Annotated in this window: 20 protein-coding genes; 13 read left to right on the top strand and 7 right to left on the bottom strand. The window is 29.6% G+C overall.

All coding sequences use genetic code 11. The features are described from left to right. Nucleotides 1-24 precede the first annotated feature (24 nt). The 9 genes from AC3IPI_RS05325 (at nucleotide 25) to atpG (ending at nucleotide 10182) form a co-directional block, all read left to right on the top strand. The gene (locus AC3IPI_RS05325) at nucleotides 25-1239 is read left to right on the top strand and encodes a lanthionine synthetase C family protein (RefSeq protein ID WP_039118606.1); all 1215 of its coding nucleotides are present in this window, start codon (nucleotides 25-27) and stop codon (nucleotides 1237-1239) included. 23 nt (nucleotides 1240-1262) lie between these two features. Further along, entirely contained in the window at nucleotides 1263-4346 is a 3084-nt protein-coding gene (locus tag AC3IPI_RS05320) for a lantibiotic dehydratase (RefSeq protein ID WP_039118605.1), read from the top strand. A 10-nt stretch (nucleotides 4347-4356) separates the two neighbouring features. Then, nucleotides 4357-4581 carry an AtpZ/AtpI family protein gene (locus tag AC3IPI_RS05315; protein ID WP_039118604.1) on the top strand — a complete coding sequence of 75 codons (225 nt, stop codon included), beginning with the start codon at nucleotides 4357-4359 and terminating at the stop codon, nucleotides 4579-4581. Nucleotides 4582-5097: 516 nt separating this feature from the next. Further along, entirely contained in the window at nucleotides 5098-6258 is a 1161-nt protein-coding gene (atpB, locus tag AC3IPI_RS05310; protein WP_489157605.1) for a F0F1 ATP synthase subunit A, read from the top strand. A gap of 40 nt (nucleotides 6259-6298) precedes the next feature. Next, nucleotides 6299-6502 carry an ATP synthase F0 subunit C gene (gene atpE / locus AC3IPI_RS05305; protein WP_039113322.1) on the top strand — a complete coding sequence of 68 codons (204 nt, stop codon included), beginning with the start codon at nucleotides 6299-6301 and terminating at the stop codon, nucleotides 6500-6502. A gap of 81 nt (nucleotides 6503-6583) precedes the next feature. Then, complete coding sequence (locus AC3IPI_RS05300) at nucleotides 6584-7075, top strand: F0F1 ATP synthase subunit B (protein ID WP_039113324.1); 492 nt, start codon at nucleotides 6584-6586, stop codon at nucleotides 7073-7075. A gap of 4 nt (nucleotides 7076-7079) precedes the next feature. After that, the gene (gene atpH / locus AC3IPI_RS05295; protein WP_039113325.1) at nucleotides 7080-7613 is read left to right on the top strand and encodes an ATP synthase F1 subunit delta; all 534 of its coding nucleotides are present in this window, start codon (nucleotides 7080-7082) and stop codon (nucleotides 7611-7613) included. A gap of 39 nt (nucleotides 7614-7652) precedes the next feature. Continuing rightward, complete coding sequence (gene atpA, locus AC3IPI_RS05290; protein WP_035620159.1) at nucleotides 7653-9230, top strand: F0F1 ATP synthase subunit alpha; 1578 nt, start codon at nucleotides 7653-7655, stop codon at nucleotides 9228-9230. A 91-nt stretch (nucleotides 9231-9321) separates the two neighbouring features. Next, nucleotides 9322-10182, top strand: coding sequence for an ATP synthase F1 subunit gamma (gene atpG, locus AC3IPI_RS05285; RefSeq protein WP_039113326.1), 861 nt, complete (start codon nucleotides 9322-9324; stop codon nucleotides 10180-10182). 138 nt (nucleotides 10183-10320) lie between these two features. On the opposite strand, the gene AC3IPI_RS05280 is transcribed toward atpG, so the two are convergent. From AC3IPI_RS05280 to AC3IPI_RS05250, 7 genes are all read right to left on the bottom strand, one after another. Beyond that, nucleotides 10321-10956, bottom strand: coding sequence for an ATP-binding cassette domain-containing protein (locus AC3IPI_RS05280; RefSeq protein ID WP_489157601.1), 636 nt, complete (start codon nucleotides 10954-10956; stop codon nucleotides 10321-10323). A 996-nt stretch (nucleotides 10957-11952) separates the two neighbouring features. Next, nucleotides 11953-12087, bottom strand: a complete 135-nt coding sequence (locus tag AC3IPI_RS05275) for a hypothetical protein (RefSeq protein ID WP_489157599.1) — start codon at nucleotides 12085-12087, stop codon at nucleotides 11953-11955. A 491-nt stretch (nucleotides 12088-12578) separates the two neighbouring features. Further along, on the bottom strand, nucleotides 12579-14753 hold the full coding sequence (locus tag AC3IPI_RS05270) for a peptidase domain-containing ABC transporter (RefSeq protein WP_489157597.1): 2175 nt from the start codon (nucleotides 14751-14753) through the stop codon (nucleotides 12579-12581). 1 nt (nucleotide 14754) lies between these two features. Further along, a complete protein-coding gene (locus tag AC3IPI_RS05265; protein WP_489157595.1) occupies nucleotides 14755-15897 on the bottom strand; it encodes an HlyD family secretion protein in 1143 nt (380 codons plus the stop codon). A gap of 247 nt (nucleotides 15898-16144) precedes the next feature. Further along, nucleotides 16145-16390, bottom strand: a complete 246-nt coding sequence (locus tag AC3IPI_RS05260) for a putative signal transducing protein (protein ID WP_489157593.1) — start codon at nucleotides 16388-16390, stop codon at nucleotides 16145-16147. A gap of 10 nt (nucleotides 16391-16400) precedes the next feature. Then, a complete protein-coding gene (locus tag AC3IPI_RS05255; protein ID WP_489157591.1) occupies nucleotides 16401-16976 on the bottom strand; it encodes a hypothetical protein in 576 nt (191 codons plus the stop codon). A 93-nt stretch (nucleotides 16977-17069) separates the two neighbouring features. Further along, nucleotides 17070-17225 carry a class IIb bacteriocin, lactobin A/cerein 7B family gene (locus AC3IPI_RS05250; RefSeq protein WP_489157589.1) on the bottom strand — a complete coding sequence of 52 codons (156 nt, stop codon included), beginning with the start codon at nucleotides 17223-17225 and terminating at the stop codon, nucleotides 17070-17072. A gap of 435 nt (nucleotides 17226-17660) precedes the next feature. On the opposite strand from AC3IPI_RS05250, the gene AC3IPI_RS05245 reads away from it, so the two are divergent. The 4 genes from AC3IPI_RS05245 to AC3IPI_RS05230 all read left to right on the top strand — a co-directional run bounded on the left by AC3IPI_RS05245 (nucleotide 17661) and on the right by AC3IPI_RS05230 (nucleotide 24284). After that, the gene (locus AC3IPI_RS05245) at nucleotides 17661-19382 is read left to right on the top strand and encodes a helix-turn-helix domain-containing protein (protein ID WP_489157587.1); all 1722 of its coding nucleotides are present in this window, start codon (nucleotides 17661-17663) and stop codon (nucleotides 19380-19382) included. Nucleotides 19383-19526: 144 nt separating this feature from the next. Continuing rightward, nucleotides 19527-19691 (top strand): hypothetical protein, encoded by a 165-nt coding sequence (locus tag AC3IPI_RS05240; RefSeq protein WP_165763180.1) that lies wholly within the window; start codon nucleotides 19527-19529, stop codon nucleotides 19689-19691. A 207-nt stretch (nucleotides 19692-19898) separates the two neighbouring features. Further along, a complete protein-coding gene (locus tag AC3IPI_RS05235; protein ID WP_489157585.1) occupies nucleotides 19899-22067 on the top strand; it encodes a prolyl oligopeptidase family serine peptidase in 2169 nt (722 codons plus the stop codon). Between the two features lie 18 nt (nucleotides 22068-22085). Further along, nucleotides 22086-24284: a lantibiotic dehydratase family protein gene (locus tag AC3IPI_RS05230; protein ID WP_489157583.1), complete on the top strand. Its 2199-nt coding sequence runs from the start codon at nucleotides 22086-22088 to the stop codon at nucleotides 24282-24284. Nucleotides 24285-24456 lie beyond the last annotated feature (172 nt).

The raw sequence follows: 24456 nt of genomic DNA, 5'->3' as shown, positions 1-24456 counted from the left end.
AGTAAATCAAATATAGACATATAAATGAAAAAAAAAAATATTGAGCTAAAATTAATTGAAATAAAAAAAAATATTGATGAAAATTGTCACCTTATTAATGAAATAGGTTTGTTATCTGGCCTTTCTGGCTTGGCATTATTTTATTATCACTATAATAAATATTTTAATATTATTGATAAAAACAATGATGCATTTAATTGCTTATCGAGAAGTGTTGATATTATTAACGAAGGAGATTTTCAATTTTCTTATTGTTATGGTGTAGCAGGTTTGGGATGGGTTTTTGAGTATCTTCATAGAGATAATTTCTTTTTAGAATCTTATGGGGATACACTATTATCTAATCTAGATGGTTTTTTAAAAGACAATATGGATTATAATTTAGATAATAAAAATATAGATTTATTGCATGGAGCAATTGGTTATGGATTATTTTTCTTAAAAAGATACTCGGGAACTAAAAATAGAAAATTAAAACATAGATATAAGCTTTATTTAATAGAGTTAATACAAAAGATTAATTTGATGGGTGAGTTTGAAAACACTGATATAGTCAAATTTAAATCAGTTAATCCTGTAACATTTAAGGAAGGTTATAATTTAAGTTTGGCTCATGGTAATAGCAGTGTTATAAATTTTTATTCGAGATTATATAAGTTTAGAGTTTTTAGAAGTTTGGTTGAAGATGTATTAAAACAAAATGTTAATTTTATTATTTCATCATATTCTCCAGAAGCTAATTCTACTTCTTTATTTCCAGATCTAATTGATTTAAATGGTGTTAGAAATAATAATACAAGATTAGCTTGGTGTTATGGAGATTTGGGAGTTGCAATTTCGCTATGGCATGCATCTTCAGTTCTAAAAAATCCAGTTCTAAAAAACTTTTCATTAGATATTTTTAAACATGCAGCAAAACGAAGAGTTTTTGAGAATACATATATTACGGATTCAGGTTTATGCCATGGTGCATTTGGCGTCTTTCAGATTTTTAAATTTATTTATTCTAAAACTAATAATGAAATATTTAAAGAAGCTGCAGATTTTTGGTTTAAAGAGGGTTTTGAAAGAGCTATATTTGATGATGGTTTTGCAGGTTTTAAAACATGGAATGGGGCAAAAAAAGTATGGGTAAATGAGATATCCCTTTTAGAAGGCATTTCAGGAATAGGTTTGGCATTAATTTCGTTACTTTCTGAAGAAAAAATCAATTGGGATGAATGCTTATTGATTAACTAAAAATAAAGATAAAAAACAGTATAATGAAAAATTATTCTTTTATAGATACAGTAATTTTAAGAACACCACTTTTTAAAAAACAAAATAACATTGATTGGGAAAATATTAAAAATATATTTTCATTTCCCCAAAACAGAGAAGCTTTGTTTTTAGGTTCTCCAAATATTTGTAATATTTTTGAAATGTACGAGAAGGATAATACCAATATTTCCAATGAAGATATTGACAAACTCAAAAAAGCACTATATAAATATACTTCGAGATTATCAAACAGAAGCACTCCTTTTGGATTATTTTCAACTATATCAGTTGTGAAAATTGATTCAAAAACAGATATAGATATTGAAAAAAGCTCAATTCAACGAATTACTAAGTTGGATATGTTGTTTTTAGGAGTGATCAAAAATAAGCTTCTAAAACAAGAAGGTGTATTAAGTAAATTGAAATTCTTTTCGAATAATTCTATGTATAAAATTTCGAACAAATACAGATATGTAGAATATTACTATAAAGAAAATAAAATATTTCATAGAATTTCAGAGGTCGAAACTTCAGAATATCTAGATTTAATAGCAGTTAAAGCAAAGAAAGGTATAGATTATGAGGAGCTAGTTTTGACTCTACTTAATGATGACGTACCATATATTGATGCTGTTGATTTTATTAATACTTTAATTGATAATCAGTTTATATTAAGTGAGTTGGAATTTACTTTGACAGGTCAGGATTTTTTGGACAGACTTATAAAAGTATTTTCCGAAGATAGATTTCAAAATGAAGGAGGAATTGCAAATAAGGATATGTTAATTAAAATTAAAAAAGAGTTAAACTCGTTTGATCAAAACATTAATGAACCCTTAAAATATGTTGAGTTATCTGATAAATTAAAACTTCTACATGACGATATTGATATATCAAAATTGTTTCAAGTTGATTCTTTTAGAAATATTAATAAAGGCACTTTAGATACAAAGACTATAAAAACTTTAAAAACAGGAATTTCTGTTTTAAATAAATTACAAGATAAATATGAAAATGAAGAACTAAATCAATTTAAGAAAAAATTCCAGAAGAGATTCGAAAATGAAGAAATTCAATTGGTAAAGGCGTTAGATACAGATTTAGGAATTAGTTATAATGTCTCATCTACTGTAGAAGCTCCTTTATTGGATAATTTGAGAATGCTTAATATGAGAGGTGATAATTATCAGATTTCATTAGGACCTAAAAAACATTTTTTATTAAAAAAACTAATTGAAGCAACAAAGAAAAATGATTATATAATTAATTTATTAGATGATGATCTAAATAAGTTTGATGAAAACAAGGAATTTTATCCAGATACTTTTTCAGTTTTTATTAATGTTTTTAATGAAAGTGGAGTAGAAAAAATTAATATTAAATCGTTATCTGGTCCTTCAGCGAATTGTTTGATAGGAAGGTTTAGCCATCTTAATAAAAATGTTTTTGATTTATGTGATAAGATTAATGCGATTGAAGCCGATTTAAATTCTGATAAAATTGTGGCAGAAATTGTTCATTTGCCAGAAAATAGAACTGGAAATATTTTGTACCGAAGTTTTCAACGTCATTATGAGATACCTTATCTAGGAAATTCATCTTTAGATATATCAAATCAAATTGCTATTGATGATCTTTATTTATCTATAAAAAATGATAAATTTTATATTAGATCAAAAACTTTAAATAAAGAAATCCTTCCTCGCTTAAGTACTGCGCACAATTTTCCAGATAGTACTTTACCTATATATAGTTTTTTATGCGCTTTACAAAATCAGGACTGTCCTGGATTTGCTTTTGATTGGGGTGGTTTACAAAATGAATTTGATTTTTTACCTCGACTATGTTATAAAAATATAATTTTTAGCAGAGCTACATGGAATATAAATGAAAAGGATATAAAAAAATTACTTTTAGATTTAGAATCTAAAGAAACATGTAATAATTTAAAAACATATTTGTTTGAAAAAAAAATACCTGAAGTAGTTTATCTTTGTGAAGGGGATAATGAAATTCTTTTTAATTTTAAAAATGAATTAAGTTGTCAAGTGTTTTATTCTATGATAAAAGGGAAAAGAAATATTCAATTAAAAGAATTTCTCTTTAAAGAAAAGAGTGTTACTAGTGATTTTTGTAACGAATTTATCCTGTCGGCATTTAGAACTTCAAAAAATAATAATCCTAATAAAGAATTAGAGGTTTCAGAAATTGAAGAGGTAGAACGATCATTTTCAATTGGAGATGATTGGCTATATTATAAATTTTATTGCGGAGAGAAGGCAGGAGAAGAGTTATTAAAAAGAGTTATTGTACCTCTTGTTGATAAGCTTACAAAAAAAGGATTTATAAAGAAATGGTTTTTTATAAGATACAACGATGAGGATGGAAATCATATTCGAGTTAGATTTTTACTTGAAAAGAGTGAGTTTATTTTAAATTGTATTCAACATATAAAGAAATCAATTTTTAATTTTGAAAAAGAGCAACTAATTTGGAAAACAACTACAGATAAGTATGTAAGAGAGCTTGAGAGATATGGTTTTAAAACAATAGAAGAAACGGAAACTCTTTTTAATAACGATAGTATTTGTTCGTTGAATTTTATAGCAACACTTGAAGGAGATATCTCCGAAAAGAATAGATGGTTGTTTGCACTATTATCAGTTCATGAATTTTTAAACGACTTTGATTTTTCAATTAAAAATAGAATAGAGTTATTTAATTATCTTAAATCTAAATTTTCAGATGAATTTAGTATTGATAGTTCAATAAACAAAGAAATAAACAAAAAATTTTCATTATATATTGTCGACATAGAAAATTTATTAATTCATAAAGAACTAAATGAAGTAACAGTTTTTGCTTATCAGTTAATAAAAGAACGTTCAATAAAAAACAGATTACCAGTTTCTCAAATTAAATCTATAATAAACAAGCAGAAAAACGATTTAACCATAGATAATTTAATTTTGAGCTATGTACATATGATTTGTAATAGAATTTTTTTAACCAAACAACGTCAACACGAAATGGTTATATACAATTTTTTACATAAATTTTATAATAGACAATTTTTTAAAAATTAATTTCAAACAAATGGACAGTAAAAATTCTCACCATAAAAAAGAAAAAAGCTGGATCGCGCTTATTAACATTCCTATACAGATGGGGGTAATTATATTTTTATTTTCCTATCTGGGTATTTGGTTAGATGAAAAATATTCAAACGGAGGTTCTTTATGGACAATCGTTTTGTCTTTGTTTTCGGTTTTCTTAGCACTTTATAATGTCCTGCGACAAGTTAAAAATTTAAATAAATAATGAATAGAACTGTTGATTTTCTTAAGTATTTTATCCCTTTTTCGATTGTATTGTTTGTCACGCAATACTTTGTTATGCAATCTCTTTCAGATAAATTAGTTTTTTTTTACTCGGCGTGGAGTATTTATATATTTAATATTCTTGCTACTTTTTTAGTTTACCTGTTTTTAATTTTTGTCAATAAAAATTTCCCAACTTATACAGGTTTTGCTTTCCTTGGCGCAAGTTTTTTTAGAATGATGTTAGCCATTATTTTTTTAATTCCGCTAATAAAAGCTCATGTAAAAGACCCAATAATAGACTTGGGTACGTTTTTTATCCCTTATTTTTTATTTTTACTTTTTGAAACATATTTCACCGTTCGTCTAATAAATAAAAGTTAATCGCTTCATTATTAGATAAATTGACTAAAATAAATGTAATTTTAAAAATTACATCTATAAATTTTCAATTTTCAATTTAAAATGTACCTTTGCAAAAAATTTTTGGAACCTAAAATTAGATAAAGATTTAATAATGATATTTTCAAATAAACCAGTTCAGTACTTATTAGTTACTTTATTAGCTTTTTCTTCGTCGATAAATTTCGCCTCTACTCCTGTTGACAGTGTTTCAGTTAAACACGAAAACGTTGCAGTAGCAGAAGGAAAAAGTCACGCAGAAAGTGTTGGTCACGAAATAGAAAAAGAATTTAATGCTAGCGAATTGATCAATTCGCACATTGGAGATTCTCATGATTTTCATATCGCTGATTGGGATGGTCATCCTATTTCTATGAGTCTGCCAATTATTTTGTGGACTAATAATGGATTAGAAATTTTTTCATCTGCAAAATTTCACCATGATAATTCAGGTGAGCATATAGTTGATATTAATGGACAGAAATTAGTTCGTTATAAAGAGATAATTTTTTACGCTGATAAATTTGAAACAATGACAGCTGATCAGAAAAACACTGGAGCTTTTGCTTTTGATGCAAGACCTTTAGATTTCTCTATCACAAAGAATGTTTTTTCAATGTTGATGTCGGCAATTGTTTTGTTCTTCTTATTTTTTGCTGTAGCAAGATCTTACAAGAAAAACCCAAATGCACCAAAAGGATTGGCTGGATTTTTAGAGCCACTAGTTACTTATGTTAGAGACGAGATTGCAATTCCAAACATTGGACCAAAAAAATACGCAAAATATATGCCGTATCTTTTAACTATCTTTTTCTTTATTTGGATTAATAACTTAATCGGATTAATTCCTTTCTTCCCATTTAGTTCAAACTTAACAGGTAATATCTATTTTACATTTGTAATGGCATTTATTACTTTCGTAGTTACAACTTTAAGCGGAAATAAAACTTACTGGGGACACATTTTTAATACACCAGGAGTTCCTGTGTGGTTGGCTCCAATTATGATTCCTGTAGAAATTATCGGAATGCTTACTAAGCCATTTGCATTGATGATTCGTTTATTTGCAAACATCACTGCTGGTCACATTATTATCTTGAGTTTAGTTTCTTTGATTTTCATTTTCAAAAGTATTGCTATCGGACCAGTTGCTGGAGCATTCGTATTGTTCATGAGCGTATTAGAAATGTTGGTTGCTGCTTTGCAAGCGTATGTATTTACATTGCTTTCAGCATTATTTATTGGTCAGGCTGTTGAAGAGCACGATCATCATTAATTAGAGTTTTATTAATTATTAACTATATAAATTTATTATTATGGTATTAGCTGGAATCGGAGCTGGATTAGCTGTAATTGGTGCAGGTCTTGGTATTGGAAAAATTGGTGGTTCTGCAATGGACGCTATTGCTCGTCAACCAGAAGCTGCTGGAAAAATTCAGACTGCTATGATTATTGCTGCTGCACTTATTGAAGGTGTTGCTCTTTTCGCAGTAGTTGTTGCGTTAATCACAAACGCATAATTAAAATTTAAAACTTCCTGTAGCGGTTGGCTCCAGGAAGTTTTTTTAAAAAAGACAAACAATTTTTAAATATATAATGTTATGCAATTAACTTCACCAGAAAGTTTAATTTTTTGGACAACAATTATCTTTATTGTTTTCTTCATTCTTTTGGCAAAATATGCTTGGAAACCTATTTTAGGAGCGGTAAAAAGCCGTGAAGAATCTATCAATGAGGCTTTAGCATCTGCTGAAGCAGCTCGTAGAGAAATGCAAAATTTAACTGCAGATAATGAGCGTATCTTAAAAGAAGCTCGTGCAGAACGTGATGCAATGTTAAAAGAAGCTCGCGAAATGAAAGAGCAAATTATAGCTGAATCTAAAAATGAAGCTCAAGAGCAAGGTCAAAAATTGATCGCTCAAGCTAAAGCAGCTATTGAAAATGAAAAAAATGCAGCTATGGCTGAATTGAAATCTCAAGTTTCAACTTTATCATTAAGCATTGCTGAAAAATTATTGAAAGAAGAATTATCTAGCAAAGAATCTCAAACTAAATTAGTTGAGAAAATGTTAGATGACGTAAAGCTAAACTAATATTATGGCAAGTACAAGAGCAGCAATTCGTTATGCAAAAGCAATTCTAGACTTAGCAAACTCTAAAGGTGTTGCCGAAGCTGTCAATAACGACATGAAATCAATTGCTTCAACAATAGGAGCAAATGAAGAATTGAGTACCTTTATCGAAAGCCCAACTATAAAAGTTGAAGTTAAAGAGAGTGCTCTTTTAGAAGTTTTTGCAAGTGTAAATGGTGTAACCAAAGGGTTATTTCATTTATTGTTTGAAAACAAAAGATTCGAAATTCTAGGAGCAATTGCACTAGAGTACAATAAATTATTTGATGAAAGCATTGGTGTTGAAGTAGCTACGGTTACAACAGCAATTCCTATGGATGCTGCTTTAGAAGCTAAAGTATTAGCTAAAATTGCAACATTATCAGATAAAAAAATTACAATAGAAAATAATGTAGATGCTTCAATTATTGGAGGATTTATTTTAAGAATAGGCGATAAGCAATATAATGCATCTGTTGCAAACAGATTACAAGTATTAAAAAGAGAGTTAAGTAATTAGTTTTATTACACATAAAAGTGTCTAAATTATAAATTTAAGATGGCGGAAATCAAACCTGCTGAAATTTCAGCAATATTAAGAAAGCAAGTAGAAGGTTTTGAATCTGGTGCTACGCTAGAGGAAGTAGGAACGGTACTTCAAGTTGGAGATGGTATTGCTCGTATTTACGGGCTATCTAATGTACAATACGGTGAGTTAGTTGAATTTGAAAACGGACTTGAAGCTATTGTATTGAACCTTGAAGAAGACAATGTTGGTGTGGTACTTTTAGGACCATCAACAGGAATCAAAGAAGGATCAACTGCAAAAAGAACACAACGTATTGCTTCTCTTAAAGTAGGTGAGCAAATGGTAGGACGTGTAGTGAACACTCTTGGTTTTCCAATTGATGGAAAAGGACCAATCGGTGGAACATTATATGAAATGCCTTTAGAAAGAAAAGCTCCTGGAGTTATCTTCCGTCAGCCAGTAACTGAGCCATTGCAAACAGGTATTAAAGCTGTTGATGCTATGATCCCAGTTGGTCGTGGACAACGTGAGCTTGTTATTGGTGACCGTCAAACAGGTAAATCAACTGTTTGTATCGATACAATCTTAAATCAAAAAGAATTTTACGATGCAGGAAAACCTGTATTTTGTATATATGTTGCAATTGGGCAAAAAGCTTCAACTGTAGCAGGAATTGCTAAAATGTTAGAAGAAAAAGGTGCAATGGCTTATACGGTTATTGTTGCTGCAAATGCTTCTGACCCAGCTCCAATGCAAGTTTATGCTCCTTTTGCAGGTGCAGCAATTGGAGAATATTTTAGAGATTCAGGTCGTCCAGCACTTATCGTGTATGATGATTTATCTAAACAAGCTGTTGCTTACCGTGAGGTTTCTCTTTTATTAAGAAGACCACCGGGACGTGAGGCATATCCTGGAGACGTTTTCTACTTACACTCTCGTTTATTAGAGCGTGCTTGTAAAGTAATTGCAGATAATGGAATTGCTAAAAACATGAACGATTTACCAGATTCTATTAAGTCTATCGTAAAAGGTGGTGGTTCATTAACTGCTTTACCAATTATTGAGACTCAAGCTGGTGACGTTTCTGCATATATCCCAACAAACGTAATTTCGATTACAGATGGTCAGATTTTCCTTGATGGAGATTTGTTCAACTCTGGAGTTCGTCCTGCTATTAACGTAGGTATCTCAGTATCTCGTGTTGGAGGTAATGCACAAATTAAATCAATGAAAAAAGTATCAGGTACTTTAAAATTAGACCAAGCTCAATTCCGTGAATTGGAAGCGTTTGCTAAATTTGGTTCTGATCTTGATGCTGTTACTTTAAACGTAATTGAAAAAGGAAAAAGAAACGTTGAAATCTTGAAACAAGGTTTAAATGATCCTTATACAGTTGAAAACCAAGTTGCTATTATTTACGCTGGTTCTAAAAACTTATTAAGAAACGTTCCTGTAAATAAAGTAAAAGAATTTGAAGCAGATTTCTTAGCATACCTAAACAGCAAGCATAAAGACACTCTTAATGCGCTTAAAGCAGGTAAACTAGACGATAACATTACAGATGTTATTGAAAAAGTAGCAAAAGAAATTTCAGCAAAATATAACTAATAAGATAATTGGATAATTAGATAATTAGAAAGATCAAAGTGTTTTTCTAATTATCTAATTGACTGATTTTCAAATTTTCTAATTAGAAAAGATGGCAAATTTAAAGGAAATCCGTAATAGAATTACTTCCGTTTCATCTACGATGCAGATTACATCGGCGATGAAAATGGTTTCTGCTGCAAAGCTTAAGAAAGCACAAGATGCAATCACAGCGATGCGTCCTTATGCCGAGAAATTAACGGAATTATTACAAAACCTTTCTGCAACACTTGATGGTGATGTAGGAGGAGATTTTACTACACAACGTGAAGTAAAGAAAGTATTAATTGTAGCAATAACATCTAATAGAGGTTTATGTGGTGCATTTAATACCAATGTAATAAAGGAAGCAAAAGTACGTTCTGAATTTTATGCCGGAAAACAAGTTGACATTTTTGCTATAGGTAAAAAAGGAAATGATGTTTTAAGCAAAACACATTCAGTAATAGACAATAAAAGTTCAGTTTTTGATGACTTGACTTTTGATAACGTAGCTGAAATTGCTGAAATTTTAACTCAACAATTCTTAACTGGAAAGTATGATAAAATTGAATTGATTTATAATCAATTTAAAAATGCTGCGACTCAAATTGTTCAAACAGAACAGTTTTTGCCTTTGGCTCCAATAAAATCAGATGTACCAGTTTCGACAGGAGATTATATCTTTGAACCTTCGAAAGAAGAAATCGTGTTAACTTTGATTCCTAAATCATTAAAAACACAATTATACAAAGGTATTCGTGATTCATTTGCGTCTGAGCATGGTGCACGTATGACTGCAATGCACAAAGCAACGGATAATGCAACTGAGTTAAGAAATCAATTGAAATTAACTTATAACAAAGCCCGTCAAGCTGCAATTACAAACGAAATCTTAGAAATCGTTGGTGGAGCTGAGGCTTTGAAAGGATAAGAAAAATTTTTAATTTTTCAAATCTTCAAAATTGCGAGGCTTTGAAAGCATAGGAAAAATTTTTAAGTATATAAAAAGAGCCAACAATTGTTGGCTCTTTTTTTATGTCTATATTTTAGAACTTGATAGGGATAAATTTTACTTTAAGAAAAGTTCTTCTTCAATTTTTGAAAATTCTTCTTTTTCATATTCTTTGATAGCTGTATTTTTTACCAGAAAAATTTTGTCGCAGTCTTTATATAGAATTTCCAGAATATGTGAAGAAATAAGGACTATACTTTTTTGAGATAACTCTCTAATATAATTCATCAACAGATAATTAGATTCTAAATCGAGACCATTAAAAGGTTCGTCAAAAATATAAATTGGATACTCTCTTTGGAATACGGCATTCATGTAAGCCTTTTTTTTCATTCCAGTCGAAAATGTCTTGATGAGTTTATCTTGTGACACATCAAATAAATTGGTTTTATTTCCAGTTTTTAGATTTAGCAATTCTTTATAAAAATTTGAAAATTCTGTTGCAGTAAGTTCATCGTATATTGGTACTTCAGTTGGGAAAAATGCTATTTCGTTATGTTTAATGGGCAAATCAATGTAGGATATTGTTCCTTCAAAATCTATTAGAGCAGTTATAATTTTAAATAATGTAGTTTTACCTTCGCCATTTTTCCCAACAACTCCATATATTCCATTTTTTGAAATTGAAAGATTTATATCCTGTAAAACAGTTTTATTTCCAAATGCTTTCTTCTTGATATTAATCTGTAACATATTTCAAATTGTTTATTGTTTTTATAGACTTATAGTATAAATAAGGTAAAATTAAAAAAGGTATCCCGATTTGGACATTTATAATAAATAAAGCGAAAAAAATCTGTTGTAATAAACTATTACTAAAAAAAGTGTATTTAAACAAGATGCTAATTATTGGAAATAAAAAAACTAATGGTACAAACAGCAGTAAATCCCATTTTTTGAATACTAATAGACATAAAATTAAAGCTGTACTCAATAGTAAGGTGTTGTATATCGCAATTTGAATTTGCTTTAAAAGATATTTCCCAGAATCGAAAGAACTTATTTTTATATGAATTATGTTCTCTCTATTAAAGGATGGTAAACAACCAATAAAAGAAACTAAAAATAAGCTGGCAAGATTTAGATTATCATTATTGTATTGGTCTCCCATTACATTAAGGAAAATAATCAAAGGTATAAAAAGGATAAGTTTATTTTTTCTAAAGCAAATATGCCAAAATGGATCAAGTAATCTGAAGGGATACTTTATGGTTTTAAGCCCTACTTTATTTAGTAGAATCAAGAAATATAGTATTAGAAAGTGTATTATAAGAATATCCCAACGTTGGTTTATAAGATAAATAATTATAAACGGTAAGCTATATATTGTGTATTCCAGGAATAATAAAAGACGATAATTTTTATTTACCCTCAATAGCTCTATGTCCTTTCTGTTCTGATGATAAAAGGCTATTTCTAAAGTTGTTATTAAAAAGAAATAATTGTATTTTGGAAATAATTGATTTAGAAAATAAATAATAACTGCGTAAAAAGCCAAGAACAATCCTATTGCTAAATAGTCATCTTTTGGTAATATTTTTCTAAATCGGATTAGGATTAAATACTTTAATATTTTTATCATTTCTTATTTTAAAAAGCAGTCATTAAGTAAAATGTAATATTATTTTCCTGCTATAAAGGCTGCAAAATAGATAAAAAAACAAAGCCGCAAATAATCAAATACAATTATTATCCTTCAAACTCTTTTTTCCAAGCTTTTAAAATACCAGAGAAATCCCATATCTTTTTTTGGTATTTTGTTATCAAAAATATTAAAACAACAACATCAAATAATAAAAACAACAATATTATGTATAAGCTCATAGCTATTAATTTAAGTAGTATTGTGTATATATTGGTAAATCTCCGAAATTTTACATATTCATAGCATAAATTATCTATTCATAAATGCATATGTAAATCTGCCCAATTCAAAACCAATATAAGTTAATATAGCTGATATCCATAATAACCATACTATGAAATTATTGGTTTCCTCTTTGGCATAAAGAGCTATTTTATTCATATACTTTTTCATGTTTTTATAGTTTAATTAGTTAGTAGTTTGAAGAGTTGTTAATGGATGAAATTATAATATGCTTTTCCTATTACGTATCCTGCAAAATATAAACTAGCCCATAATATAACTGCTGATAGGACAATCTTAGCAAGAGTGTCAATATTTATAATATTGTTTTCGTTTTTCATCATTTATGTATTTTAAGATGGTAAAAGTTTAAATATAAGGCTATTTACCATAATTATAAAATATTTTGTAAATAAAATCCGTAAAACCTTTTAATCGATTATCAACATTATAATAACCCTTGTTTATTCCATAAATCATAATATTCTCCTTTTTGCTCTAATAAATCGATATGATTTCCTGACTCTATAATAGCACCATTTTTCATTACTAATATTGTGTTGGCATTCGCAATTGTACTCAATCGATGGGCGATTACGATTACTGTTTTTCCTTGTGATTTAAAATTATCAATAACTTCTTTTACAATTGTTTCTGAGTTGGTGTCTAGTGATGATGTTGCTTCATCCATTAATAAAACTTCGGGATTTTTGTATAAAGCCCTCGCAATTGCAATTCGCTGTTTTTGCCCTCCCGAGAGCATCGTGCCATTTTCTCCTATTTGAGTTTCAAAACCATTTGATAATTTTTCTACAAATTCGGTTATTCCTAGTTGTTTAGATAAATCCAGAACACGTTGAATATTAGGAAAAGAATCTCCTAAAGCAATATTTTCAATAATATTCCCCGAGAATAAATTGAGCTGTTGTGGAACGACACCAACAAAATTCCTCAAACTTTGATAATGGATAAACTGTGTATCATATTCCCCAATATAGATTTTACCTTCTTTTATGGGATATAAATTTTGTAGTAATGAGATTAATGTGGTTTTACCACTCCCACTTTCACCAACAATTGCTGTTGTTTCATTTTTCTTGAATATGGCATTAAAGTTTTTAAACACTTCAATTCGTGAACCATAACGGAAAGAAACGTTTTCGAATTTTATATCACCTACATTTTCTCTTTGAATTTCCGTTTTGTTTTCTGTCTCTTCCCGTTCCAGATCCATTATTTCAAAAAGTCTATCGGCAGCTATTAATGCATTTTGCGCCGTTTTGTTCATGCCTATCAAGGAGGCAACTGGTGAAGTAAAATAACCTATCAAGGCATAAAAAGAGAATAGTTCTCCAGGAGTTATGGCTCTGTCAATTACATATCCAGAACCAATCCACATTAAAATAATGGTGAAACCTGAAGCTAAAAATTGAGTAGAAGTATTTGCAAAAATCCCATTTAGCCCTGATTTGTAAGTAGTAAATAATAGTTTTACGAATTTGTTTTCTGTTTTTAGATTAGAGAACTCTTCAATACCAAATTCTTTTACTGTTCTAATGTGTGTGATACTTTCAACTAGTTGCGTTTGTAGTTCGGCAGCATTTTCCATGATGTTTCGTTCTACTTTCTTGTTGAATTTATTCAAAACAAAATAGATTGCAGCATAAAAAGGAATCACAAGTAAGATTACTAAAGCCAGTTTCCAATAATAAGTAAACATTAATGCAAATGAAAAAATAACAATAAAAATGTTTACAATCATTTCGATTGCTACTTCATTTATAAACGAACGAATTTTTACAGCATCATTTATTCTGGATGTAATTTCCCCGATTTGCATAGTGTCAAAAAAACGTTGTGGTAAATGGAGTAAATGTTTATAGTATCCTAGTATTAGTTTAGCGTCTATCAATTGCCCTGTTTTCATTACAAAAACGCTTTTCTTGGAGCCAATATAAGCTTGCAATACTATAATTGCAATCATAGAAATGCTTAATAAATTGAGTAAATTCCTATTCCCATCAACCAATACATAATCGGTTATTTTTTGGATATAAATAGACATTGCCAATCCAAGAACGGTAAACAATATTGCACCAACCAAAGCTTGAATCAAAATGGTTTTGTGTGGTTGTACCAAATGCCAAAAACGTCTTGTAGGAGAAACCTTTTCATTATATGTTTTAAAATCATCATTGGGAGCAAAGAGAATCAATACACCCGACCATACTTTTTGAAAGTCTTCGAAAGTATAAGTTTCAATTTTACCAAAACCAGGATCCATTACCATTATAGCTCCCCCATTTTTGGAGGGATTAGGAGAGGATTCGACTTTATAAATTACCACATAATGATGCAATTGTTCTTTTGTGACTATATGAGCAATGGCAGGAAGTGGGATTTTATCCAAAGAATCTATGCCGCCTTTGACGCCTTTGGCGGTGAATCCCATTTTTTCGGCAGCTTCAATAATGCCCAATACATTAGTGCCTCGTTTATCGGTATAGGCATATTGTCGAATTCTTGCTATAGGAAGATTAACTTTGTAATGGTTTCCAATAGAAGCCAAACAAGCCGCACCACAATCTTTAATATCATGTTGTTTTATTTTTATTGAAGACATATTAATTACTATTTTCTAATTGTTTTGGATTAAGCCAATCATCGATTTTATCAAATAATAAATCGAATAAGCTACGACGCGTAATAATATATCTTGTTGTTAAGGTCATTCCTTTAGAAACATTAGTTGTATAACCAGATTGTAATTGCATCATTGTTGAATCTAATGCACTGCGTACTTTAAAAAAAGCTTGGTCTCCTTGCATGGTAATATTTCTATCGATATCAATTACTTTTCCTTGCAATAAGCCCCATTGATTGTAATTAAAAGCATCCAATTGAAATTTTACTTTTTGATTCATTTTTACAAGTCCTATGTCATTTGGGGAAACATTGCTTTCTACAATAAGATGATCTGCTGCCGAAATTGATGCGATGGACTGAGAAGCATTTAAATAAGAACCTATCTGAATACCCGAAAAATTCTCAATAGTGCCAGAAATAGGCGCTAAGACAATATAATTAGTAGATTCTACATTTATTTTGGCAACAGTCCCGTTCAGGTTTTTTAATCGCTCTTCTAACTCTCTTTTTTGATTTTCCCAAGTGGCTTTTTGTTGGGTGATGTAGCTTTGTAATGCCTGATTGGCAAAACGCAATTCGTAATCGTGTTTTTCAAATTCGACTTCTGCAATGATACCTTTATCAAACAAACTTTTGTTTCGGCTAAAATTAATTTGAGCCTGAGTAACTTTACTTTGCAATTCATTTTTACGTGCTTGAAATTTAAATAAATCTTCTCGTGCAGTTGATGTTGTTAAATGGGAGGTTTTATTTTGCAATAAGAAAGAAACATCTTTAAATAATGCTGATACTGAACTCGATAAAGTGTCTTGTGTTTTTTTATCACTTTCCAGGTTCTGTTTGGAGATTTTTATAAGTGTATCACCTTTTTGTACTAGAGTATTATTTTTAAGCGACAGCCAAGTAATGCGACCACTTACTATGGTTGTTATAGGTACATTATCGGTAGTACTGCGAATAATACCGCGGCTCTGACTACTAATATCAACTTTAATAATTGGTAACAGCACCAAGAAAACTATGATCGATAAAACAAGTACCAAGTATAGGGATATACTTTTGGTTTTGTTTTTTGCAATAAGATTTTCGAGTGTGTTTATAGGGTCTGAACTGAAGTTCATGATTTAATTTGGATTGGTTTATTTATACGATAGAAAGGTAAAAACAGGACGATAGATTTCCTGTCCTTCTGATAAAAGAAAGATTATAGAGTGTTATAAATAATGTAAAGATTTGTGTATTTTTCTAAAAAAGGCCAATATTATATCCTAAAAATAGAAAGTTGTTATATTAAAGTACACATATTTTATTTGAAGCAGTATTTTTAGTTGATTTTATAAATTATGCAAATTTGACATACTGATAATGTTATAGATTATATTTTCCAGCGTTGTAATTGTCAATTATTTTTTTAGCTTTTTCATAATCATCTTCAATCACATTTAATTTTACTTTATTGAGTCCTCCAACAGGAATTCCCCAAGGATTAAAGGTTCCCATTAAAGAATTATCTTGATAGACTAAAATGTTGTGACTCTCTAAGAGACTTTTTATTATTAACGATTCGGTATAATTACCACCAAAAACGCCAATTCTTTTTTTATTTTCAATCATTGTTTACAGTTTAAAAGTTAATATGTTTTTTATATCTAGTATAATGGTAAAGTATTATTGTACAAAAGAATATGATTATATTTAAAATGTTTGGCATATTTTTTTGAAAAACTGTATTTGAAAAATTATATAAATTCAAGTAATTTGACGAAGACAATAAATTATTTATTCCAATCAAAAAGCTAACTGTAGTTAAAGTCATCAGAAATAAGTCAATAAAAGAATTAACAGCCAATTTGTAATTAATTTTAGAATAGAATGATTTGATTAAAGATATTTTTCTTCCAAAATATAAAGTTCCAAGATATTCGTTAAATGATAAATTTTCTTTTTTAATCTTTTTTTCTTCTTCTATATAGAATGAATCAGTCTGAATTTTCAATAGTATGTATACTATTCCGAGTAATATAATTTCAGAGAGTAATAGTGCCCCCCATCCTAAATGGAAAACTCTAACAAGGACATTCATTTCTCCAGATAAATCACCATTACCTGCAATATAAGTTGTTAGAATATCAAAACATCTAGCACCAAGAATAAGGATAAAAAAGTTGAAATTATTTTTCGTTAGACCCAAAGATTTCATTTTGTTGTTGTTTATGATTAAAATATAACTATTAATTTAAATAAATATTCCCCTGATTTTTTGTGCGAAAATCAGGGGAATTAATTAGTCTATTTATGGACGACCGTATTCGCCTATACCATTAGAAGATTTATATATTTCTCCTCCTAAATAAATAATTGCAAGAGCAACTGGAATAAGCCATCCACCATCAACTTCTTTTACTTCTCGAGCATTAAGCTCTACTAAATTCAAACTATCTAAATTCATAATTTGTTGGTTTTTAAAGATTAAACTTTTTTGTTTCAACAAACTGTTTCTTGAGAAATTTGCTATTGCTTTTTTACATTTCTACAAGGAGTTTGTGAATTCTAATTTTTGCTTTGCTTTTTTAAGGGTTACAATATAGCTGAATCAATCCCCATAATTGGCCAAATTATAATTTATAGAAAAATAGAGTATTCTAAAGTAACGTCTTACTAAAAAACAATCTCGTTTTCTTTTGCCAAAACTATATCAAACATCATATTGAATACAAATGGTCGTTATCGGGATTCGGGAAAACCGATATAGATTTCGGGAATTTCGTGTTAAAAAATGGGTTAACTGTATGGTTTTTAGTATTTTGTGTGTCATTCGTTAAATTCGTTATTTGTTGGTTTAATTGTACAAGTTTGCTGTATTTTTGTAAGAAAATTAAATTTAATGAAGAGCTTTATCTGGAATATAAAGGTTTTATTGTTTTTATTGCCGATAATCGTATTGGGACAAACTCCAAAAAAAGAGTATACAAAACTTTCTTATGATGAGTTGCATGATTTGTATTTTGCTAATGAAAAAGATAAAACAGTGCAACAGCAATGTGCCCAAGCTTATTTGGCTAAAGCCAATAAAGAAAACATTCCTATCCAAAAAGCCAAGGCAAATTACCAATTTGCCCTTTTGTATTATGATAGAGATGTCAGTAAAGCCATTATGTATCTGGATAGTGTGATTAAATATTCTCAAAATACAGGTCATAAATTTTTTCCTGCTGCGGCTTATTGCGAAAAAGCAGATTTACTTCAAAGGCAATTTAAGTTTAAAGAAGCTTTGAATAATTATAATTTAGCCGAAAAAATAGCGCTTAAAACAAATATCGATTACTATTATGTAGTGCGGGGATATATAGCTATTACTAAATCAGAAGATTTAGGAGATTTTAAAGAAGCACTCGATATTTATAAAGAATGTTATCGGTATTATAAAAGCAAAGATGTAAGAAATCCGAAACTTGCCAGGGATTATCTAACTGTTATTTTTGGAATAGCAGATTGTTATAAATCGTTACATAATAAAGATTCAACTACTTATTACAATAAATTAGGCTACAGAGAATCATATATAACAAAAAATGAAGAATATAAGTACCTGTTTGTTTTAAATGAGGGAGCGAACCAAGTAGAAGGAAAGAATTATAAAGTAGGTTTGGACAGTATTAATAAAGCATTGCCCAAGATGATCAAATATGATAATGTTAGTAATGTATTAGCCGCTTATTTTTATTTGGGTAAAGCCTATGAGGGCTTGGGTAAAAAAGCAATAGCTGCTGAAAATTTTATTAAGGTAGATTCTATCTATAAAGTAACAAAAGAAATAAGTACCGAATTTATAGATGGATATCCGTATTTGATTTTATATTATAAAAATTTAGGAGATAAAGAAAATCAATTAAAGTACATAACTGCCTATATGACGATAGACAGTACTTTACAGAAAAATTATAGAGAATTAAATAAGTTGGTGCATAAAGAATATGATATCCCACGTTTAATTTCCGATAAAGAAAATCTTATAGAATCTCTTGGCAAGGATAAAATAAAAACATATTGGGGTTTGTTTTTTTTATTTTTAATAACCATTGGTATGGGTGGTTTTGGTATCTATCAGTATAAACTTAAGAAGAGAGATCGTTCCCGATTTGAAAAAATAATAAATGAAACGACAGGAAAAGAGGGCAATGGAATTGAGGAAAATAAAGATAAAGAAATTAAAATAGCTGTAACAAAAATTGAAGATATTGGAATAGCTGAGGATTTAGTGAACCAGATTTTGGAAAAGCTGGATGATTTCGAAAACAAAAAAGGATATCTAGAATCGAATATTACGGTACAAATGTTGTCTACCACATTTGAGACGAATACAAAATATGTATCCAAAATAGTAAATGTGTATAAGGGAAAAACTTTTACCCAATACATAAACGATTTAAGAGTTGAGTATGCAGTAACTCAACTACAAGAAAATATGAGGTTAAGAAAATATACCATTCAGGCTCTTGCTCTGGAATTTGGTTTTAACAATGCGGAATCCTTTTCGGCTGCTTTTTATAAAAAAACAGGTATCAAACCAACTTATTTTATTAAGGAGCTCGATAATGTCACATAATAGTAAAGCTTTTATTCTTATGTTGTTATAAGAATCTACAAACTCGAAATTCCCGAATTTCGATATACACTAGGTGATTGTTTAGTAGTTTTGTAAGAGAGCTGTTCTATATTTGTAAGTAAATAATAAATATAATTTATAAAAATGAAAACGAAAAGAGAAAAAAAAGAAGTTAATAAATTTGATTTAGAAAGATTTGTAATAGCAAAATTAAAGAATCCACATTTAATTAAAGGGGGAGGAAATGGCACTGAAGGTGAGCCGGTTACTAATCCAAAATTTAAAAAATCGACAGATTATTGTAAATAGGATAAAATTATTTATACTATTTATATGTAGTTAGTTATTAACTGAAATTTAATTAAGATAAATAATGACAAAAGATAAAAAAGTTTCATTTTCGAAATTATCCAAATCGGGTAAAGTTTTAAATGTGTATAATGCGATGCAACTTGCAGAAAAAGTGAGCAAAAAGAAACGATAATAGATACCATAATAACATTAAGTATAAATAAATTGAAAAAAATTATAACATTATTAGTCATTAGTTTTTCTGGAACTATATTGGCTCAGTCTCCTGCATTGGCTCCATCAATTCCAGCAACCGATGTATATCATGGAATTGAAGTTGTTGACGAGTACAGAAATTTAGAAAACCTGGAAGACCCAGCTGTTATTGATTGGATGAAAAACCAAACGATTTATACTGAAGCAACCTTGAAAAGTATTTCTAAAAGAAATGAATTTTTAAATCGAATGCTAAACATAGATAAGAAAACAGAATTTTTTTATGGTGCTATAAATACAACTACAGATGGCACTAATTTTTATACTAAAATGCGTAATGACGAAAACTATCGAAAATTGTACTGCAAAAAAGGACTTAATGGTAAGGAACAATTACTTTTTGACCCCAAGGATTTTAAACCAGAGGATAATAAAAAATATTTAATAAGTTATTATAAGCCTACCAAAGACGGTTCTAAAGTAGTTATTGCAGTTACGGAAGGCGGAAAAGAAATTGCCGAAGTTGTTATTTTTGATGTACTAAAAAATAAGATGTTACCAGAGATTATTACCAATACCTGGCCAAGTGGAATAGGAGGAATAAGTTGGTTGCCCGACAACTCGGGAATTGTTTATGTTCATATTCCTAATATCGACATGAAATCTGATGATTTTATTATGAACACAAAGTCTGTTGTTTATAAACTTGGAAGTAACGTTAATACGATAAAAGATATTTTTTCGATATCAAATAATCCTGAATTAAAATTAGACAAGGCAGATCTTCCTATTGTAACAATTCCTCAAAAATTTAATAATTACATATTTGGACGCGTGGGTGGAGCCACCAATTATAGTGATTATTTTTATGCAAATGTGGTAGATGTTTATAATGATAAAGTGATTTGGAAACCCTTTTTTAAAAAAGAAGAAAAAATTAAAAGTTTTATAATAGACGGAAACGATGTGATTTTTATTTCAGAAAACAACAACAAAAGTCAGCTATGTAAAACATCTCTTGATTCTCCGAATTTTTCAACTCCGGAGGTTATTGTTCAGCAAATAAAAGATGAAATAATAGATGATGTTGTAAAAACAAAAGATGGATTTTTCTTTACAACAGTGAAAAATGGAGTTGTAGCAAATTTTTATTTTTATAACGGAAGAAATTATAAAAAAATAATTTTGCCAACACCTTCTGGTAAAATTTACATGCAAACCATAAGTGAAGATGTATCGGATATTTGGATTTCTTGTTCAGGATGGACTCAAAATAGAAAAAGATATAAGTACGATATTAAAACAGATACCTTAAGACCGGAAGATTTTCGTGAACAGCCAGATTATCCCGAATATAAAGATATAGTAGTAGAAGAAATAGAAATAATAACACATGACGGATTAGCTTTACCTCTAACGATTATTCACAAAAAAGGATTGGATAAAAATGGTAAAAATAGAGTAATCATGGATGGATATGGTGCTTATGGGGATTCAAACGAAGCTTATTTTAATCCATATAGTTTGTTATGGATTTTAGATGGAGGTATTTTAGTACATACGCATGTGCGAGGTGGTGGAGAAAAAGGCGATGCATGGCATAAAGGCGGTTTTAAGAAAACAAAGCCAAATACATGGGAAGATTTTATTTCGAGTGCAAAGTTTTTAATCAAGGAAAAATATACTTCTCCAGAATACTTGGGTGTAGAAGGTGTAAGTGCTGGCGGCATCTTAATAGCCAGAGCGATTACAGAAAGACCAGATTTATTTAAAGCAGCAATTATCGATGTAGGATCGATAAATGCGGTTCGTGCAGAAATTGCACCCAACGGGCCAAATAATATAAAAGAATTTGGAACTGTTGAAAATGAAGAAGAGTTTAAAGCATTGCTAGAAATGGATGCATTTCATCATATAAAGAAAGGAACAAAATATCCTGCAACCTTGATAACTGCTGGTATGAATGACCCTCGTGTAATTGCTTGGATTCCGGCTAAGTTTGCAGCCAAACTTCAAGCGAATAATTCAGGTGATAACCCTATATTTTTAAATGTAGGTATGGAAAGTGGTCATGGTGGAGATGTATCTTTTGATAAATTAAATGATAAACTTGCCGATTCTTATGCTTTTTTTTATTGGCAGTTGGGGCATCCAGATTACAAATTAAAGAAGGAATAATGTGTTTAAATCAAAAGAATGAACATTTATAAAGTTCATCATTTCTCCCAGTATGTTTTACGAACGCCTTTATTTCCTATTTCTTTTTATTTAAATGTAATAGAGAATTATTCTCAGGAAGGATTATTAGAGGCGTTTGAAAATCGGTTGGTTCGGGAAGCAATTTATATCGCATCACCCGAATTGGTATTGGCTTTAGACAAATGGAAAAAAGATTCTTCTGGTCTTTCGAACAAAAAAGAGAACGGTTTAGAGATTTCATTATTAAAATACATTGCCAGAATGTCTGCAAGGTGTACTCCTTTTGGGTTATTTGCTGGTTGTACCACAGGAAAAATAGATTCGGAAACAAATTGTATTCTTAAATCGCCAGCTAGTTTTAATCGTTTTACGCAATTTGATAGACAGTTCTGGTTAGGAATGTTGCAGGAATTTGGGAAACGAAAAGAAATTAGAAATCATCTTGTATATTATCCTAATACTTCAGTTTATACTCTTGGCGATTTCTATCGCTATGTAGAGTATAAATATGTAAATACTAAAAGGGAGCATAGTATTTCGGCACTAAGAAAATCAGAACTTTTAGAAACGGTATTGCTTCATGCAAAGTCAGGAATAAGGGTTGATGAAATGGTTTTACATCTTATCGATGATTCTTCTGAAAAGGAAGACGCATTGGCTTTTATTTACCAATTAATAGATTTTCAGTTTCTTGTAAGCGAGATTGATGGTACTATAACAGGTAAAGAGGAGTGGGATAGTGTATTTACTATTTTTAATAAAATTCCCAAATTACAACATGATAATAAACAATTGCAAATTCTTAAAAAAGGGCTTTTAAAATTAGACAAGAGCTTGATTCCTGTTGAAAACAGTTATACCGAAATAAAGGAATTAATCCAAAACATAGATTTGTCTTATGATGAAAAATATCTTTTTCAGACTGATTTAAACACAGCTACCTATGTAAATGTATTAAGCGAAAAAGTTCCAGAAAAAGTAATGCAAGCGATTCGTTTTTTAAACGGAATTCAAAATTCTAAAAAGTTTACAAATCAGACCAATTTTATAAGAAGATTTACTCAAAGATATGAATCAAAAGAAATGCCACTAACTACAGTTCTGGATACAGAAACGGGTATTGGCTATCTTCAAGATTCAGATATGAATGATGTTCATGACATATTAGAACGGTTCTCTTTTCAAGGTTCAAAACCGAAAACAGAGAATCAATCTTGGAGTGTTTATGACTATATCATAGAGAAAAAATTGCAAGAGAGTGTTGTAAAAAAAGAGAAAAGCATTCTACTTTCAGAAAAAGATTTTCCTGATTTTGATGCCAATTGGGATAATGCTCCAGCTACATTTTCGGTAATGATCGAACTTTTAAAAAATGAAGAAATTAGTATTGAATCTTCAGGAAATAGTAGTGCGGCAAAATTATTAGGACGCTTTTGTAATGGAAACAAGGGGATTCATAATTTGACAAAAGAAATTATTGAAAAAGAAACAAAATATCATTCTGATAAAATCTTGGCAGAAGTGGTACATATTCCTGAATCAAGAACAGGGAATATATTACGAAGACCATTTTTAAGAGATTATGAAATTGCCTATCTTTCTATCCCTGGTGTACCAGAAGAGAAAACAATCGATTTAAATGATTTGATGATTTCTATTAAAGAGAATAGGATTTTTTTGCGATCTAAAAAGTACAATAAAGAAGTTGTTCCTTGTTTATCTAATGCTCATGATTATTCTAATAATAAATCATTACCCATTTATCATTTTTTATGTGACTTACAAAGTCAGGATTTAAAACCTATTTATAGTTTTAATTGGGGTGTTTTGGATTTGCATTATGATTATTTCCCACGAGTATTATATAAAGACGTTATTCTTTCGAAAGCAAAATGGATGGTGGATAAAAAGGAAATAAACCAGTTTTTAAAAATGGAAGAAAGCGGTTTATTTGAAGCTTTTACAATTTGGAAGAATGAACGTAATATACCCCGACTTGTAAATTGGATTAACTCAGATAATACACTTTTACTTGATTTAGAAAAAGAGATTTGTATGAAGATGTTTTTAAAATCGGTTCAAAACTATAATAAAATTACGCTGGAAGAATTTTTGTTTACTGGTGATTCTGTTGTTAAAGATGCCAATGGAGAAGATTTTACAAATCAATTTATATTGTCATTTTACAAAGAGTAAATAGACTTTGAGAATAGAGACGCAATGGACGCGGATGATACGGATTCGCTATCGCGAAAACACGGATAAAAGCGGATTTTATTTCTGTTGTCTTTACCGCAGAGCACGCTAAGAAGAAACGCAGGGGACACAAAGCTTTGCGAACTTTGGGAAAACTCTTTTAAACTTTGCG

This window comes from Flavobacterium sp. GL_143 (assembly GCF_057834355.1).
This window is presented reverse-complemented; position numbering and strand designations above follow the sequence as displayed.